Below are 17,365 nucleotides of genomic sequence, written 5' to 3' on the forward strand. Positions count from 1 at the left end.
TATGTCCTTATCTCAATCCTTTATCATTGGTCAGTATGTCCACAGAAACTCCATCATTCACCGACTTGATCCAAGAGCGAAGCTCGTCATCGCGTTCCTGTTCATGTTGTCTGTCATGCTGTTGAACTCATGGCCTTCATACGCATTGTCTGCGGTGTTTGTGGCGTGTGTAGTCACTATATCGCAAATACCACCCTCCTATATTATTAGAGGACTGAAACCTGTTTGGCTAATAGTCATTGTCACATCTGTGTTTCACATTTTTCTGACACAAGGGGGACAGTTATGGCTTGAAGCGGGAGTATTCTCGATCTACGAGGAAGGTGTCATTAAAGCAGGTAATATAGCCATTCGCATCATTCTTCTTCTCGTCATCGCTTCATTGTTGACGCTTACGACAAAGCTGGGTGATCTCGCACAGGCTATTGAAGATCTGCTGAAGCCTGCCAAGCGGCTGGGTGTTCCTACACAGGAATTTGCATTGATGATCTCGTGGACGATCCGCTTTATTCCAATCCTGTTGAATGAAACCGACAACGTGATGAAGGCACAGCGGGCAAGAGGTATTCGTTTTAATTCCGGTAATATCGTTCGTCGTCTGCAAAGTTTTATCCCAATTGTAGTTCCTATCCTTCTGCTAGCGTTCCAGAAAGCCGAAAGTGCTTCACTGGCCGTTGAGGCACGCGGATATAGCCCAGGCATGAATCGAACGCAACTGAGAACGTTAGCTTTCAAAAAGCTCGACTATAAAGTGGTGATCATATCCATTTTTTGTTTCGCACTTTTGTTGGCATTACGAAAGTGAGGTAAGCTATGAGAATTTATCCGACAACCCTACATGAATATCACCGACTCATTTCAGTATCTAAAGGTGATCAGCCTGCGACAATGTGGTTTAGGCAGGCATCTTACTTGAACGTATACACAGGGGAAGTTGAACAAGCGAATATCTATCTGTCCGGAAGTCGTATTGCCTACGTTGGAGCGAAGGAACTACCCACTTCAGACCAGACCCAGGTCGTTGAATTGGAGAAAGGTCAAGTTGTTGTTCCAGGATATATTGAACCTCATGCACACCCATGCCAAATGTACAACCCTTATACTTGGGGAGAAGCTCTGTTACAAAAAGGTACGGTCTTGTCCATTAATGATAATCTGTCTTTGTTAACGTTTCTAGGAACTGAAGCTTTGTCATTCATTGAGAAGTTGGAGGAGACAAGTCACCATATGTTCCTATGGTGGTGTAACATTGACCGTCCTGATCGAGCTGATCCAATGACTATGGAAAAGTGGCTGCAACATAACCTTGTGATACAGAGCGGGGAACTGACCGAATGGCCCAAACTGCTGGCGAACGACGAAGTATTGCTAGAGCAGCTTTATCTTACGAAGGCTCATTATGGGATGAGAGCGGAAGGACATTTGCCTGGCGTTTCTTATGAAAAAATAAGTACCATGGCTGCAGCGGGCATCACAGCTGATCACGAGGCTCTTCATGCCGACGATGTACTTAGACGATTAAAAGCGGGGCTATACGCCTCTCTTCGATACTCATCTATTCGTCCTGATTTGCCACACCTCCTTAAAGGGATGAAAGGTGATTCCCGGTTCAATATGAACCGAATGATGCTAACCAGCGATGGACCGTCACCGAACTATGTGGAGAAGACGAGCTGTGCCAGCATGATCAAGATCTGTCTGGACACGGGAATACCTGTAGCGGATGCCTATCGTCTTGCTACCTTAAATCCGGCAGTATATTACGGTCTGGATGAAGACTTAGGCGGGATTGCACCAGGCAGGCTGGCTTGTTTGAACATCTTAACCTCCATAAATGAACCTGAGCCACTGCATGTCCTGCAACGAGGTGAGTGGGTGGTCCATAATCAGACACGAGTGATGAAACCAGATGAATCAGGGGTACGCACTTGGCTGCACTCCACTTTTCCGTCTCGTCGAACGATCGTTAACCTGAGGCTGGACCAGATGGAAACTCTAACCGACACCGGTATTGAACTGGTGAATGATGTCATCACCCAATCGTACCATTTTGATCCCCGAGCGGAACTGGGAACAGATGAGAACTGGATGACATTTCTGGATGTTAACGGAAGTTGGGTGATCAATACCCGAATCAAAGGTTTTGCGTGTGGGGTCAAGGCATTAGCAAGTACGTACAACGCTTCGAACGATACACTTTTGCTTGGGCGATCTCTGTCTGCCATGCGCGAAGCGTCTCAGGAGTTGGAACTTCGCGGGGAAGGTATATTAGTATATTTTGTGGATGGGGAGCAATTGTACATTCCTCTTCCTCTCAGTGGAGCTATGAGCTTGGAGAGCGTGGCATCAATCGGCGCTAGTGTCGATCAGTTCAATGAGAAAATGCGTGTCCACGGTTACCGATTTGGTGATCCTCTGTATTCTCTTTTATTTCTGACAGCTTCACATTTGCCGTATATTCGTGTATCGAATAAAGGGTTGTATCTGGTTAAAACAGGTGAGATAGTGCTCCCGGCTACCCCCTTAGTTAATACAGTAAGGAAGGTGAAATGATGTTACTGGCTGATGCGATACGCATACATGCTTCCCAGAATCCAGAGAAAACTGCCATCTTTGAAGATGTCCGGCAGATTTCGTACGCCGAACTATACCATGGAATAAAGCTGGCAGCAAATACAATTCTGGCTACTGAGGAAGATTTCGAAGCCGATGAACTTCCTCTTGTCGGCCTGCTGATGAACAATAGTGCCGCGATGATCGAATACTTTCTTGCAGCCACCAAAATTGGAATGTGTGCTGCTGTATTTGATCCCAAGTGGAGCGATGCAAATCTGACGGAGGTTATTAATGAATGTGAACCTCGTGTGCTTGTCATAGATGTGGAGTTCAAAGCAAGAATACCTCATATTCCATCGTCAACAAGGGTGATTACTGTGGATACAGGTGAACCTCGTTCTCTCAGAAGGGAAGAAGTCGAACCGCAGCGTTCCTCAACTGAAGATAGCCTGTTCTACATGGGATATACCTCTGGGACGACCGGACGACCGAAAGGCTATCTCCGTTCTCAGCGTTCATGGATCGAGAGCTTTGCATATGCGCGTGAAACATTCGTGCATGATGCAGGAGACCATGTATTGGCGCCGGGTTCTTTGGTCTATTCACTTACGTTATATGCGTGCATTCAAACGTTGTATATTGGCGGGACATTCCATCTAACAAGCAAATTCCGAGCGGAATACGTATTGGAGACGTTAGCAACACATGCAGTTACACATCTTTATCTGGTACCTACGATGTTTGAAGCACTCTACAAAGCGTTCATGGCTTCTGATTCAGTTACTGCGCTGCCATCCGTCAGATCTCTCATTACGTCAGGTGATAAATGGTCGCCAGAATCAAAACGGAAGGTGACAGAGGTATTTGAAAATGCAGGTTTGTATGAATTTTATGGTGCATCCGAGCTAAGCTTTGTCACAGTACTTGATCCGGAAGGAAATCGGTATAAGCCTGATTCAATCGGTAAACCGTTTGCCGGTGTGCAGGTATCCATTCGTGAAGCGGATAGTACGGAAGCAACCGAAGGTACAGTAGGGCAATTGTTTGTGAAGAGCCCGATGATCTTTGCCGGATATTATGGTTCCGAGGAAGAAACCAGCCAAGTTGTACATGGTGAATGGGCAACTGTGGGAGACCTTGCAACACGTGATTCCGAAGGCTATTTATATCTGGTTGGTCGAAAGAAAAACATGATTATTAGCGGAGGGCTTAATATATATCCGGAGGAAATCGAGAAGCTGTTGTTAACATTGGAAGGCATTGAGGAGGTCATCGTTGTAGGTGTACCCGATGTATACTGGGGCCAAAAGGTGAGCGCACTTATCAAGCTCAAAATGGGTAGCGAGGTTAGTGATGATGAGATTGTATCATTGTGCCGTCGTGAGCTTGCTACCTACAAGTGTCCAAAGGAAATTATACGGGTGGATGCCTTCCCCTATACAACGAGTGGAAAGATTTCGCGAACAAAACTGAACGAGTTACTGAAAATAAAGATATGAACAATATGTTGATTCCTGTTATTCTCTCCGCGAAGCGAACTGCAATCGGCAAATACGGGGGGATGTTTAAGGAGACACCGCCGGAGATACTGGCTGCAGAAGTCATTCAGGCCATTTTAAGCGAAATTCCCATCCCCCCCGGTGACATTGATGATGTTCTATTGGGGAATGCAGTAGGCGGGGGAGGTAACATCGCCAGGTTATCCGCGTTACAAGCCAAACTTCCAGTAGAGGTCCCTGGCGTGACGATTGATCGTCAATGCGGATCTGGTCTTGAAGCTATTCATTTAGCAGCGAGGCTGATTCAATCAGGTGCCGGGGAAGTGTATCTGGCTGGTGGTGTCGAAAGCACAAGTCGTGCACCCTGGAGATTGGAGAAACCCTTGTCTCTGTACGGGAGTGCAGTACCTCAAGTAATCACTCGCACAAGATTCTCTCCGGATTGGATCGGAGATCCGGATATGGGGAAGGCGGCTAACAACGTTGCTAAAAAGTACGGTGTGACTCGAATGGACCAGGACGAATATGCGCTTTCCAGTCATAAGAAAGCGATTGCTTCAATACAAAGCGGGCGTTTCGACAACGAAATCGTTCCATTGTCTATCCCGGAGGGTAAGCAACTTAGAATCATTCATACAGACGAATGTCCTCGGGCGAATACAACACTTACGAAGCTTGCAGCATTGCCATCTGTTTTCGAACCGGATGGTACAGTGACGGCTGGTAATGCATGTCCATTGAATGATGGTGCCGCTATCGTTTTAATCATGTCAATGGGAAAAGCATTATCGTTAGGACTTACACCCCTAATGAAATTTATCGACAGTGTGGCAGTGGGGGTTGACCCGAACTACTTGGGTATCGGTCCGGTTCCTGCCGTTACCAAGTTGCTCAGCCGAAATCGCTTGGCAATGGAAGACATTGATCTTGTGGAATTCAATGAAGCGTTCGCTTCACAAGTCCTGGCCTCTTTAAGAGAACTGCATATTCCAACTCACATTGTCAATGTGGGAGGCGGGGCACTGGCGCTTGGACACCCGTTCGGTGCTTCGGGAGCTATTCTGGTTACACGTCTATTCAACGAGATGAGGCATATAAAGGGGGCTCGGGGAATCACAACACTGGGTATTGGTGGCGGGATCGGGCTTGCATCAATGTGGGAGAAGTGCGAATAGGAGGAAACAGCCTTTGTTGTTAGAGGGACAGGTAGCAGTCATTACGGGTTCCAGCCGAGGAATTGGGCGTGCAACCGCAATACGTATGGCACAAGAAGGAGCCAAGGTAGTTGTCAACGGTGTACAAGAAGGTGGGGTATGGGACGTTGTTCAGTTGATTCGGGATCAGGGTGGGACCGCTATTGGGGTCGTTGAATCCGTCGCAAGCATGGCCGGTGGTGAACGCATCATATCGGAGGGTCTTCGCGAATTCGGCAAGATTGATATCCTGGTGAACAACGCCGGAGTTGTTCACGATAAGATGGCCCATAAAATGAGTGAAACCGAGTGGGATCTTGTATTGAATTCGCATCTTAAGGGAGCCTTTGCTTGTATCCGGTCCGCTCTGCCGAGCATGAGGGAACGAAGGGAAGGCAGCATTATTAATATGATCTCCGTGGCGGGCTTGACCGGAATGATCGGGCAATTAAATTACAGTGCTGCCAAAGCCGGATTGATAGGCATGACGTGGACACTTTCGCTGGAACTTGAATCTTATGGCATTAATGTGAATGCAGTTTCTCCCGCAGCGCGTACTGACATGACAATGCCCTATATCGAACGGGCGAAGCAGACCGCCGAAATGAAAGGTGAGCCGTTTCCCGAGTACTGGAAAGTAGGTTCAGCGGAAGATGTGGCCGAATTGATGCTTTCCTTATGTCTGCCGCGTTGCCGTAGGGTTACCGGTCAGATCTTCTCTGTTAATGGTGGAAAGATCGGTGTGTGGTCCCCTCCAGAGCACCGTATAGTTGCCACCCAATCCAGTAGGGAGAACGGTTGGGAAGCAGGCGAACTCTTTGAGCAAGTGTTGTCAGCCTACGTGAAAGTGTAGAACTATTTCCGAAATATACGAATTGATGGAGGAAATTTTGTTGAAGAAAAAACGCATTTTTATTGGGATGATGGCCGGGATGGGGAGAGTGAATCGTTGTCTTCCCATAGCACTAAAGTTACGAGAGATGGGACATGAGGTGGCGTTCACAATCTGGGGAAATGCCGGGGTCGCGATGGAACAGATGGGTTTTACCTATATTCCGATTCCAGTTATTCCTGCTCCCAAGGGACAGGTTTTCCACCCAAGCTTCAAGGATATGAATCACTTTTTGTCCATGATGGGGTACTCGGACCCTGTTTACATGCGAAATGAGCTTGAAGCTCGTCTGCGGGTAACCATCGGTTTTAAACCGGACCTTGTTATTTCCGATTCGAGTGTCCCCGCAGCGTTCATTGCCTGTAAGCTGGGCATTCCTCTCGTTTCTATGAATCAGTCCAGCACACTTCCAGGAGGTCTTCCTTTTACAACGAATTATGGATTATATGGAGACATACCAGATGTCACGAATGTGTTGAACGGAGCGTTGGTTGAGTATGGTCTGCCTGAAACGGACAACATTCTCACATTTCTGGCGGGTAATCTTGCCCTTCTTCCGAGCATACCGGATTTTGATCCGGTACAGATCGGGAAGCAGCCCGTTCCAATTGAATATATCGGTCCCGTGGTATGGAGAGATACAAATGAGACAGGAATGCCTGCGAACTGGTTGATGAAATCAGACAACAACAGGCGGCCTCGTGTATTTGTGTACACAAGTCGTCTCGTGGAATGGGGGGTGGAGAGTGGTGGTCATATTTTCAGGGAAGCCGTTAGAGCACTCGGTAACACTTCGACGGAACTTTTGATTGCTACTGGTTTTAATCCATTGGAAGGGGACAGCGTGGATGTTCCCCCTAATGTACACTTCACCTCATATGTATCGGGAGTTATGGCAGCCGAGCATAGCGATGTCATGATTCACCATGGCGGACATGGTAGTTGCATGACAACGATCTTAACAGGCACGCCGTCGTTGGTCATTCCGACCTGGGCAGAACGTGAGTTTAACGCCAAGCAGTTACAGGACGTTGGCGGTGGCAGAGTAATGTCCCCGGATGAGGTTACGGGGTCTGCTCTAGCTGAGACCGTTAACGCGATGATGACTAATGGAGACATGGATAAGGCTGTGGCGCTGAAGGAAAACGTCTGTGCTTCGCAGTACGGAGGAGCCGAGCGTGCAGCTGAACTCATTCGTCGGTTGTTGTAAAGAGGGGGCAAGGTTCTATTGAAAAGTCTTTTGGTTGTCCTGAGAAGCCCGGCCTTACTTTTATTATCCGTGTGCATTTTTTTTATTGGTTTGGGATACGGGTTAACGCTACCATTCATGCCATTATTCGGAGTAGAACGGGCAGGAATGAGCCCCTTATCATTAGGGATCTTTATGGCGTGTGGATCGTTAAGCGGCATTATCATTAGTACGCTTTTTAGTCGATTGTCCGATAAAAGGCCTGTGCGCAAGTGGATCATTGTTGGATCATGTGTATCTGCCTCTGTAGGTTATGTATTCTATGCAAATACGGATAGTTACATTGTGTTAATGCTGGTTTCCTGTACTTTCATGGCCTTGTCATTCTCGGCCTTTCCGCAATTATTTGCTCTTGCGAGAGAAGTGGTCGAGAGGGAGGCGAGTGAAGATGTCACCGTTGTTATGGCTGTATTGCGAGCTCTGGTGTCTCTGGCCTGGATTCTTGGTCCTGTAATGGCGTCTTTTATAATCTACCAGTTCTCGTACACAGGCCTGTTTCTGGTTGTTTCGTTGATGTACATGCTCGTTGCCATATTTGTACTGATGATTCGAGCACAAGAGAGTCGGGAACCGGGGGGTGGAACGGAATTATCATCTGACTCCGTACGCAGTTTCAAGCGCCTGCTGATGGCGCCGCAGATTATATTTTCATTACTTGCTTTTATGGCATTTGAGTTGGCTAATACGATGGGGGGCATTGTAACTCCCTTATATGTTACGCAAGAGTTGCAAGGCGGGAAGCTGGACGTTGGCATGATCTCGGGTGTTAACGCAGCCTTGCAGGTCCCCACCATGATCATTTTGGGAATACTGGCCAAAAGGTTTGGTAGTATCACAGTTATGAAATGCGCGGGATTGTTTGGAGTCGCCTATTTTTCACTATTTTGGTTTACCCAATCGGGATGGCAGATCATTGCTATCCAGATATTCAGTGCCATTTTTATCGCGATTGTACTTGGAGTTGGAATGACGTTTTTTCAGGATTTGGTTCCTAAAATGACAGGCACGGCCACAACGTTGTACAACAATGCAAACATCATTGGTTCCATGGGTGGTGGATTACTAGCCGGAGGAGTCGGAAATTATTTTGGTTTTAAAATAGTGATTGCCTGTTCGGCAGCACTTGCCTTCCTGGGATTTGTATTATTATTGGTGCCAAACGCAAATAAAAAGGTAGTACGGCATGTGGGAGGAGATACGTATGAAAGCTAGTGTAATTATTCTATCGCATAATCAGAAAGAAGTGATTCAGGCCTGTTTGACTTCCTTATCTCGACAACGTTTGTGTGAAGGAGATCAATACGAAGTTGTTGTTATTGATAATGGGTCTATAGACGGCACGGGAGAGATGATTGACGGGCTTACGTATGATTTTCCTATACGATATAACTACATTCCTTCTACAGAGCAATCAAGTCGGGCAGCGGCACGAAACAAGGGGATTACTATCGCGAATGGAGATGTGATCGTCTTCCTTGACGGAGATCAACTCGCCGGACCGGACTTTATCTATGAGCATTTGAGAGTGCACAAGCTGGCCGAGGGGAAACTTGTTATAGGGTTTCGAAGATATTTGAGTGAAAAGAGCATTGATATAACATCGTTAAATCCGGGATGGGTGCATACTGCTATTACATCATCAGAAGCAGATGAACGATTTCAGCTCATGGAACGTTTTTCGGAAAATGGAAGCGCATTCCGCACAGCGTGGCATCTGTCTTTCAGTTGCAATTTCTCGGTAAACAGAGAAATACTGATCCGATCGGGTATGTTTGACGAAGGGTTCAAGGGGTGGGGGTTGGAAGACAGTGAGCTTGGCTATCGTCTGCAACAGACTGGGGGAACGTTCGTATTGAACAAAAAAGCGTTAACCTTCCATATCTTTCACCCTTCCGAGTTTGATGAGAATCGTTATGATGGTTGGAAAACGAATCTGGATCATTTCCTCGAATGTCATCCGATGTTTGAAGTACAGGCGCAAAACATCTTAAAAGAATTTTTTAATCCAGGAATTAGAAAATCATGGTGGGATTGTTATATTCGCTTCGAGAAGGTTGTAAGAGCACATCAGGGTTACGAGGGGGATCGATTACCTGTCAGCATCATTGTTGTCTATGCCGAGGGCCCGGAACTGATCCAGACCATTTCGGCAGAAGCTGCGTATAGAGAAGTGTTGATTATAGATAAGACACCATCATCGGACCTGGATATCTTTTGCCAATGTATTAACGAAAAATTTGATGTTTTGTATTACGAGCATCCTTCGGAAGATCAGTTAATCGACTTATATCATCAGTATGCAGTCAGGGGAATTGTGAAACATGAAATTTTCAAGTGATCATGGATCAGCTGTTATGGCCGCAAACGATGACTTTTTATATGGGAGGTTGACATGAATTTTGAATTGACAGAGCAACAGAAGCAGATTCAATCCGCCGCACGCCATTTTGTGGACGAGCTACTGATTCCGTTGGAACCTGAATTATTGCGTAACGAGCGTGAGGGAAGACCCGGGATCGAACTTAGGCAGATTAGAGAGCTTCAACAAAAGGCGAAAACACAGGGCCTGTGGGGTATTGAGACACCAGAAGAGTATGGGGGAGCAAATCTTGGAACGGTCACTAGTGCACTCCTGAAAATGGAGCTAGGACGCACGTGTATTCCGTTTGTCTTCGGAGGGGAAGCAGACAATATCCTGTACCTTTGCGACGAGACACAGCAGAACAAGTATTTGCTTCCTGTTATTGCGGGCGAGAGGCAGTCCTGTTTTGCAATAACGGAGCGTTCGGCAGGTTCCGATGCAAGTCGAATTGAGATGAGGGCTGAGCGTGTGGCAGATGGTTGGGTACTCAATGGGGAGAAAGTATTTATCACAAATGGAAACGAGGCAGATTTTGCGATTGTTTTTGCAGTGACTGATGTCCAGGCAGAGCCGGGCAAAGGGATCACTTGTTTTCTGGTGGACCGGGACATGGGATGGACGTCAGAGCCGATTCCTACGATGGGTGGGGATAAAAGTCCTTCTGTACTTACGTTTAACCACGTGTTCGTGCCAAACGGAAATGTGCTCGGTGAAGAGGGGCAGGGGTTAACAACAGCAATGCAGTGGATCAGTCGAGGGCGTTGGGTGATTCCGGCTATTGCTGTGGGTGCGTCTGGCAGGCTGATCCATATGGCCATTGACTATGTTAAAGAACGGTCGACATTTGGAGAGCAGTTGGCAAGCCGGCAGAGCATCCAATGGATGATTGCCGACTCTGCGGTTGAGCTGGAGGCTCTGAAATGGCTGGTATTATACACGGCTTGGAGGGTGGAGCAGGGGCTGGATGCAAGACATCATGCGACGATGTCCAAGTTGTACGGTGCAGGTAGAGCAAACGATATTGTGGATCGGGTCCTTCAGATTTTTGGCGGAATCGGATATTCGAAGGACTTGCCGATCGAGCGTTGGTATCGGGAAATGCGAGTATGGAGAATCTTCGAGGGCACAGACGAGATTCAACGCATGATTATTTCCCGCAATCTGCTCAAGGGTCATGTCCGAATTGGAGAGTGGGATTAACGGGCCATGTAACGAACGGATCCTTCATAGGCTAGCAAGTCAGACGGAACACCCGCTCGATGTTCAACATAGACTGTGATACTGCATTCCAGATGGGAGAGGTTATCCGTGTTGATGACACTCACGAGGACACGGACGACGTCCCCTTCCATCACGGGTGAGCGAAATCGGTATTTTATATCGCATAGAATCCAGTTATCCAACCCCAGCATTTGTAGTCGGTTTCCAATCATGCCACCGATAAGCATACCTTGTGCAATTCGGCGAGGTGCACCTGCTTCATGTGCTTTGAGAACGTCCAAATGAATTGCGTTGTTATCGCCCGATGCGGCTGCATAGGCTATGAGCATAGCGCTGGTTATGGTTCCAAGACAAGCGTCGAACAGGAGCTCACCAGATGAGGGACGGTGTTTCCCATCCCACTGATAATATATCTCCGAGGGATATTGCGGATACACAGGCTCGAGTTCGGAATACGAAGGCTGCAACGCTGGAGAGTCCAGAAGTATTAATGTGGTGTTAGTAACGAGTACGGGGTGTTTCATGACGTCCGTAACTTTCATTGTACAATCAAGGAGATGGATGTTCCCCATAGATCCAGTTGTTTCGCGTACGTTTGCAAGTTCAATCCGGTAAAATAAAGCTGCATCATACTTCAATTTACATTGGTATGTAAAAGATTGTTGACCATGGATCATAATTTTCCCAGGCAGGTCCATCCAGGGTAAGTGTGTCTGTTGCCACCATATCATCGGAAAGGTGAGAGGAATGGATCTTGCGTCGGGACGAAATTCTTCTGGAAAGCCTTGCGTGAATTGGACAATCTGATCTGTGGTAATAACCATTTTCTTGGGAGGAGTAGGTACTCCGATCCACGATTGGTAATCCATAGCTTGCATCTCTCCTTTGACTGACCATGTCTTGTATTATATCGAAGACAGTTAGAATCATAAATGTTTTTATCGCAGAAATTTCTTTTTTCGAAAATAAAGGTACACAAAAGATACATAATGAACTAAAATGAACTTATATGAACCTTATCAAACTCAATCCCAACTAATTTAAATGACGAAAGGAATGGATTAATAATGGAAAATCGTTATGCTGCACATCCGAATGAAGTGAAAACGTATGATACATCTCGCCTGCGTGAGGAATTTTTGATGGAGCAACTGTTTGCAACCGATGAATTGGTAACGGTGTATTCTCATGTGGATCGTTATATTGTGGGAACGGCTGTACCCGAGAGCAAGGACATTACCCTTGAAGTGAACCTGAAAGATATCGGAACGAACTTTTTCCTGGAGCGTCGTGAAATCGGTATCATTAATGTCGGTGGTCACGGAACAGTGACAGCGGATGGACAAGGTTATGAGATTGGAGCGAAGGAATGTCTCTACATCGGTAGAGGGGTGAAGGAAGTTGTGTTCACGAGCAGTGACAAGGCTCAACCTGCCCAATTCTATTTTGTATCCACACCGGCTCATCACACCTATCCAACAGTAAAAGCAACACAAGAACAAGCTCAGCCGAATCATCTGGGCAGCATCGAAACTTCCAATGAGCGTACGATCTATCGTTACATTCACCAAGGAGAAGGTGGGATTCAGAGTTGTCAGTTGGTGATGGGCATTACCGAACTCGACAAGGGTAACATGTGGAACACGATGCCTGCACATACACATAACCGCCGTTCCGAAGTATACTTGTACTGGAACTTGCCTGAAGACGGCGTTGTGTTCCACATGATGGGCGAGCCGAACGAAACGCGTCATCTGGTTGTACGTGATCGCCAGGCGATCATTTCCCCAAGCTGGTCCATTCACAGTGGTGTGGGTACAAGCAATTACACCTTCTGTTGGGCGATGGCTGGTGAGAACCAGACGTTCGAAGATATGGACGGCGTAGCGATGAAAGACCTGAAATAATAAATTACAGATGTCTGAGTTAAATTGACAGGGTAGACACTATAACTCATTCATTTTGACTCAGGTAGTATAGGAAGTTGATTATGATGAATCCATTGAAAAGACATGAAAAAATTATGGAGGCTCTGCTGGAGCGCCAGGAAGTAACCGTCAGTGATCTGAGTGAGTTGTTGCAGGTGACTGGGAAAACAGTACGAGAGGATCTCGACAAGTTGGAGAGTATGGGACTGCTCGTACGTGTCCATGGTGGTGCTATGCTGGCTCAGAATGACCAGTATGGCATCTTGAATAGCCGCGGAGTTACCGAGAAGCATCATCCGGAGAAGACGGAGATTGCTGAACGTGCCCTTGCTTACATTCGACCTGGAGATATCGTTGCTCTCGATGGTGGCAGCACCACGCTGGAGATGGCCAAACGTCTCGATAATCAACCACTGACGGTGGTGACCAATGACCTGTTCATTATTGCGGAGCTGACCAAGAAGGAGCAAGTGCGACTGGTTGTGCCTGGCGGGGCTCGTGTACGGAATATGTTGGTTGGGGATGATACGGCTTCGTTTATCTCCAGTCTTAACATTCATAAAGCCTTTATATCCACGACAGCCCTTCATCCGGAATTTGGATTATCCATATACACGGGAGATCTGGTTCCTTTAAAAAAAGCAATGATATCTGCCTCGCAGCAAGTATACGGCGTTGTGGATCATTATAAATTCGGACAATTTGCACTGCGAACTTTCGCCCAGTGTTCCGAACTGGACTACATTATCAGCGATAGTCGTTTGGATGAAGAGACGGCTGCCTTATACGAGCAGAGCGGTGTCACAGTGGATTATCAAAGTTAACCTCATTCATTATTCATGGGATTAAAGAACGGACGGATCTAAGGATTGCATATCAAAACCATGCGGAGGAATCATTCATGAACCCATTTGATTTAAGCGGACAAGTTGCACTGGTGACAGGTACCTCGGGAGGACTTGGACAAGGGATGGCTATTGGCTTGGCAGAAGCAGGTGCTGATGTGGTGCTGGTCTCTTATTCCAAGCCTGCTGCAACGGCAAGTGCCATTGAAGCACTCGGACGCAAAGCTTATGTGATTGAAGCGGATTTAAGTCGTGAAGATGAGTTGTCGGCTGTGTTCGAACAGGCGCTTGCGTTCCAGGGCAGAATTGACATTCTCGTCAACAATGCCGGAATCATTCGTCGCACACCTGCGGCTGATCATGCAGGGCAGGACTGGCATGATGTAATTGGTCTGAACCTGAACACTGTATTTTTCCTGAGCCAATTGGCAGGCAGACATATGATTGAACGCGGAAGTGGCAAAATCATTAATATTGCATCCATGTTGTCCTATCAAGGTGGGATCAATGTGCCAGGATATACAGCCAGTAAACATGGCGTTGCCGGTTTAACCAAAGCACTCGCCAATGAATGGGCAGGGAAGGGAATTCAGATTAACGGTATCGCACCTGGTTATATGGAAACCGATAATACTACCCAGATCCGTGCGGACGAGAATCGGTACCGGGATATTACAGCCCGTATTCCTGCGGGGCGCTGGGGAACACCTGAAGATCTGAAAGGCCCGGTTGTCTTTCTGGCATCTGCCGCTTCGGATTATCTGAATGGTCATGTGCTGAATGTCGATGGCGGCTGGATGGCACGTTAATCGTTTGATAATCGGATTAGCATAAGGAGGCAGTGAGATGAAACTTGGTATTCTGGCACATACATTTGGCAAACAGCCTACAGCACAGCTTGCGCAGACGATTGCGGATAACGGATTTAATTCCGTACAGCTGGCGCTGGCCAAAGCATTATCAGATGTGGACTCATCGAATGGCAAGCTGAGCCCAGGGCTAGCGAATGAGATCGGAGATCAATTTGCACAGCGCGGGGTGAAGATTGCAGTACTTGGCTGTTATATTAATCCGATTGACCCTGATCCGGTAAGACGACGTGCGGACATTGATCGATTCAAGGAACATCTGCGTTATGCCCGGGATTTTGGTTGCAGCATGGTAGCAACAGAGACCGGGGGCTTGGACACCTATCAGGATACACATCCGGATGGATATGAAGAGAAGGCGTGGAGTGTGCTGAAAGAAACGGTTGAGGAGTTGGCTGAGGAAGCGGAGAAATGGGGCGTGCATGCGGCGATTGAGCCTGTGTCCACACATACCCTTCATACACATGAACATATGACACGTTTGTTTGAAGAGATTCCTTCATCCAATCTGGGGATGCTGTTCGACCCGTGTAATCTGATCAAGCAACCACATGCTGCAGATCAAGGGGCTTTCTTGCGCGAGGTGATGGAATCGCTGTATCAGCGCATGATTGTGATCCATGCCAAAGATGTAGCCTTTGATGCACAGGGAGAGAAGTTTAATCCGGTACCTGGGGCAGGGATACTGGATTACCCGTTATTTTTTGAATTGCTAAAAACGTATAAGCCACATATCGATATTTCACTTGAAGGTGTAACTGCGGAGGAAGCTGTACCTGCGGCCAAACATTTGCGTGAAGTATGGAGTGCAGTTCACGTCTAACAAAATCCTGGATGAGGTATTGCATACCGAAGCCAAAGTAGCTGAAAAACCTTTGCGAGGGCAAAGGTTTTTTTAGTACAGAAATCAATAGTGTACATATTTAATTTTTCTTATCGGAACAATCGGAAATAAGTCTTTTCAAATGCGACATCTTGTGAGAGAATATGGAAAACATACGCCACCATGCGAAGACACCAGGAACTTAAAGAACGTATATATCGAGGGAGGATTCAGATTTATGTCAAACGAACGTGAGCTTTCATTTGAAACATTGGCAATTCATGCAGGCCAGGAGATTGATCCAACCACCAACGCACGAGCTGTACCCTTGTATCAGACAACATCCTATGGATTCAAGGACACCGAGCATGCAGCTAACTTGTTTGGTTTGAAAGAGTTTGGCAACATCTATACCCGTCTGATGAATCCAACAACCGACGTGTTTGAGCAGCGGATTGCGGCGTTGGAAGGCGGAGCTGGAGCGCTGGCTACAGCTTCTGGTCAGGCAGCCATTACGTTTTCACTTCTAAATATTGCTGGTGCAGGCGATGAGATCGTGTCTTCGGCAAGTTTGTATGGAGGTACATACAATCTGTTCTCGACAACTTTGCCGAAACTGGGTCTGGACGTGAAATTTGTGGATTCCAGTGATCCTGAGAATTTCCGGGCAGCGATTACGGAGAAAACCAAAGCATTGTATGCCGAAACGATCGGTAATCCAAAGGGGAATGTACTTGATATTGAAGCGGTAGCAGCTATCGCTCATGAACATGGAATTCCTTTGATCGTGGATAATACGTTCCCAAGTCCGTACCTGCTTCGTCCCATCGAACATGGCGCAGATATTGTCGTGCACTCTGCAACGAAATTTATTGGGGGTCATGGTACATCCATTGGTGGCGTTATCGTGGATAGCGGAAAATTTGACTGGAAAGCAAGTGGCAAGTTCCCTGGATTGACGGAGCCGGACTCCAGTTATAACGGTGTTGTATATACGGAAGCGGTTGGACCGATTGCTTATATTATCAAAGCTCGTGTACAACTTCTACGTGACTTGGGTGCAACGATCTCTCCATTCAACTCATGGTTGTTGCTGCAAGGACTGGAGACATTACATCTTCGCGTAGAGCGTCATAGTAGCAATGCCCTTGCGGTTGCGGAATTCCTTGAGAAACATGAGGGTGTGTCTTGGGTAAGTTATGCAGGTCTGCCGAGCCACGGTTCTTATGAGCTTGCACAGAAATATCTGCCTAGAGGGCAGGGTGCCATTCTGACATTTGGAATCAAAGGTGGTGCGGATGCAGGCCGCAAATTGATTGAAAGTGTCAAACTGTTCTCTCACCTTGCAAAACGTGGGCGATTCCAAGTCACTGATTATTCATCCGGCAAGTACAACTCACGCGCAGTTGACCGAAGATGAACAAACTGCAGCAGGCGTTAATCCGGAATTGATTCGTCTGTCTGTGGGTACGGAGAACATTCAAGACATTATCTATGATCTGGAGCAAGCCATCAAAGCAAGTCAGGGAGCAAGTGTAGGCGCGTAAATGGTATTAAGTGGATGTGTAAACAATCACTTAAGTGGTATGCCATAAACAGGTCATATTGAATATTAAAATGATGGTTAAAGCCGTTGTCCTCCGGGACAGCGGCTTTTTGTCTTTTTGAACACGCATTTATGAGTAACCATCGAAAAAAGCCCATTTACAAATGTGGATCACAGGCATATACTGATTAAAAGTTGTATTGAGTAAACACAATTGCATAAGTGCAAAAATGATTATCATTCTCATTCGAGATTATTTCAAAATCATTCACAAAACCATGCTGCTGCGGGATTCCCGCAGCAGCATGTGTCATTTTTAGGGCATTAACAATGGCTCTCATTCTCAATACAACTTCATTTTTGGGAGCGGAATTTAGCAGAC

Annotated in this window: 14 protein-coding genes and 1 pseudogene; 14 read left to right on the forward strand and 1 reads right to left on the reverse strand. The window is 46.8% G+C overall.

Annotated features, from left to right (window positions below):
• The first annotated feature begins 1 nt into the window (after window position 1).
• The 9 genes from QF041_RS25150 (at window position 2) to QF041_RS25190 (ending at window position 10,951) form a co-directional block, all read left to right on the forward strand.
• Complete coding sequence (locus QF041_RS25150) at window positions 2-805, forward strand: energy-coupling factor transporter transmembrane component T family protein (RefSeq protein WP_307416070.1); 804 nt, start codon at window positions 2-4, stop codon at window positions 803-805.
• Between the two features lie 107 nt (window positions 806-912).
• The gene (locus QF041_RS25155) at window positions 913-2,553 is read left to right on the forward strand and encodes an adenine deaminase C-terminal domain-containing protein (protein ID WP_307416071.1); all 1,641 of its coding nucleotides are present in this window, start codon (window positions 913-915) and stop codon (window positions 2,551-2,553) included.
• Window positions 2,550-4,055, forward strand: a complete 1,506-nt coding sequence (locus QF041_RS25160; protein WP_307416072.1) for an AMP-binding protein — start codon at window positions 2,550-2,552, stop codon at window positions 4,053-4,055. The genes QF041_RS25155 and QF041_RS25160 overlap by 4 nt, the downstream gene beginning before the upstream one ends.
• Entirely contained in the window at window positions 4,052-5,230 is a 1,179-nt protein-coding gene (locus QF041_RS25165; RefSeq protein ID WP_307416073.1) for a thiolase family protein, read from the forward strand. The genes QF041_RS25160 and QF041_RS25165 overlap by 4 nt, the downstream gene beginning before the upstream one ends.
• A 13-nt stretch (window positions 5,231-5,243) precedes the next feature.
• Window positions 5,244-6,101, forward strand: a complete 858-nt coding sequence (locus QF041_RS25170) for an SDR family NAD(P)-dependent oxidoreductase (RefSeq protein ID WP_307416074.1) — start codon at window positions 5,244-5,246, stop codon at window positions 6,099-6,101.
• Window positions 6,102-6,141: 40 nt separating this feature from the next.
• A complete protein-coding gene (locus tag QF041_RS25175; RefSeq protein ID WP_307416075.1) occupies window positions 6,142-7,350 on the forward strand; it encodes a glycosyltransferase in 1,209 nt (402 codons plus the stop codon).
• A gap of 18 nt (window positions 7,351-7,368) precedes the next feature.
• Window positions 7,369-8,601, forward strand: a complete 1,233-nt coding sequence (locus QF041_RS25180) for a sugar efflux transporter (protein ID WP_307416076.1) — start codon at window positions 7,369-7,371, stop codon at window positions 8,599-8,601.
• Window positions 8,591-9,727 (forward strand): glycosyltransferase, encoded by a 1,137-nt coding sequence (locus QF041_RS25185; RefSeq protein ID WP_307416077.1) that lies wholly within the window; start codon window positions 8,591-8,593, stop codon window positions 9,725-9,727. The genes QF041_RS25180 and QF041_RS25185 overlap by 11 nt, the downstream gene beginning before the upstream one ends.
• A 54-nt stretch (window positions 9,728-9,781) precedes the next feature.
• Window positions 9,782-10,951, forward strand: coding sequence for an acyl-CoA dehydrogenase family protein (locus QF041_RS25190; protein ID WP_307416078.1), 1,170 nt, complete (start codon window positions 9,782-9,784; stop codon window positions 10,949-10,951).
• Here QF041_RS25190 and QF041_RS25195 read toward each other — a convergent pair.
• Window positions 10,948-11,841 (reverse strand): MaoC family dehydratase, encoded by an 894-nt coding sequence (locus QF041_RS25195; RefSeq protein WP_307416079.1) that lies wholly within the window; start codon window positions 11,839-11,841, stop codon window positions 10,948-10,950. The two genes, QF041_RS25190 and QF041_RS25195, sit on opposite strands and share 4 nt — an antisense overlap.
• A gap of 198 nt (window positions 11,842-12,039) precedes the next feature.
• Between QF041_RS25195 and kduI the strand changes: the two genes are divergently transcribed.
• From kduI to QF041_RS25220, 5 genes and pseudogenes are all read left to right on the forward strand, one after another.
• Window positions 12,040-12,879 carry a 5-dehydro-4-deoxy-D-glucuronate isomerase gene (gene kduI / locus QF041_RS25200; protein ID WP_036606918.1) on the forward strand — a complete coding sequence of 280 codons (840 nt, stop codon included), beginning with the start codon at window positions 12,040-12,042 and terminating at the stop codon, window positions 12,877-12,879.
• 86 nt (window positions 12,880-12,965) lie between these two features.
• Entirely contained in the window at window positions 12,966-13,724 is a 759-nt protein-coding gene (locus QF041_RS25205) for a DeoR/GlpR family DNA-binding transcription regulator (RefSeq protein WP_307417051.1), read from the forward strand.
• 77 nt (window positions 13,725-13,801) lie between these two features.
• On the forward strand, window positions 13,802-14,554 hold the full coding sequence (kduD, locus tag QF041_RS25210) for a 2-dehydro-3-deoxy-D-gluconate 5-dehydrogenase KduD (RefSeq protein ID WP_091019283.1): 753 nt from the start codon (window positions 13,802-13,804) through the stop codon (window positions 14,552-14,554).
• Window positions 14,555-14,591: 37 nt separating this feature from the next.
• Entirely contained in the window at window positions 14,592-15,437 is an 846-nt protein-coding gene (locus tag QF041_RS25215) for a sugar phosphate isomerase/epimerase family protein (protein ID WP_307416080.1), read from the forward strand.
• A 238-nt stretch (window positions 15,438-15,675) separates the two neighbouring features.
• Window positions 15,676-16,984 (forward strand): annotated as a pseudogene (locus QF041_RS25220) (homocysteine synthase).
• Window positions 16,985-17,365 lie beyond the last annotated feature (381 nt).

It is taken from the genome of Paenibacillus sp. W2I17 (assembly GCF_030815985.1).
Classification (GTDB): domain Bacteria; phylum Bacillota; class Bacilli; order Paenibacillales; family Paenibacillaceae; genus Paenibacillus.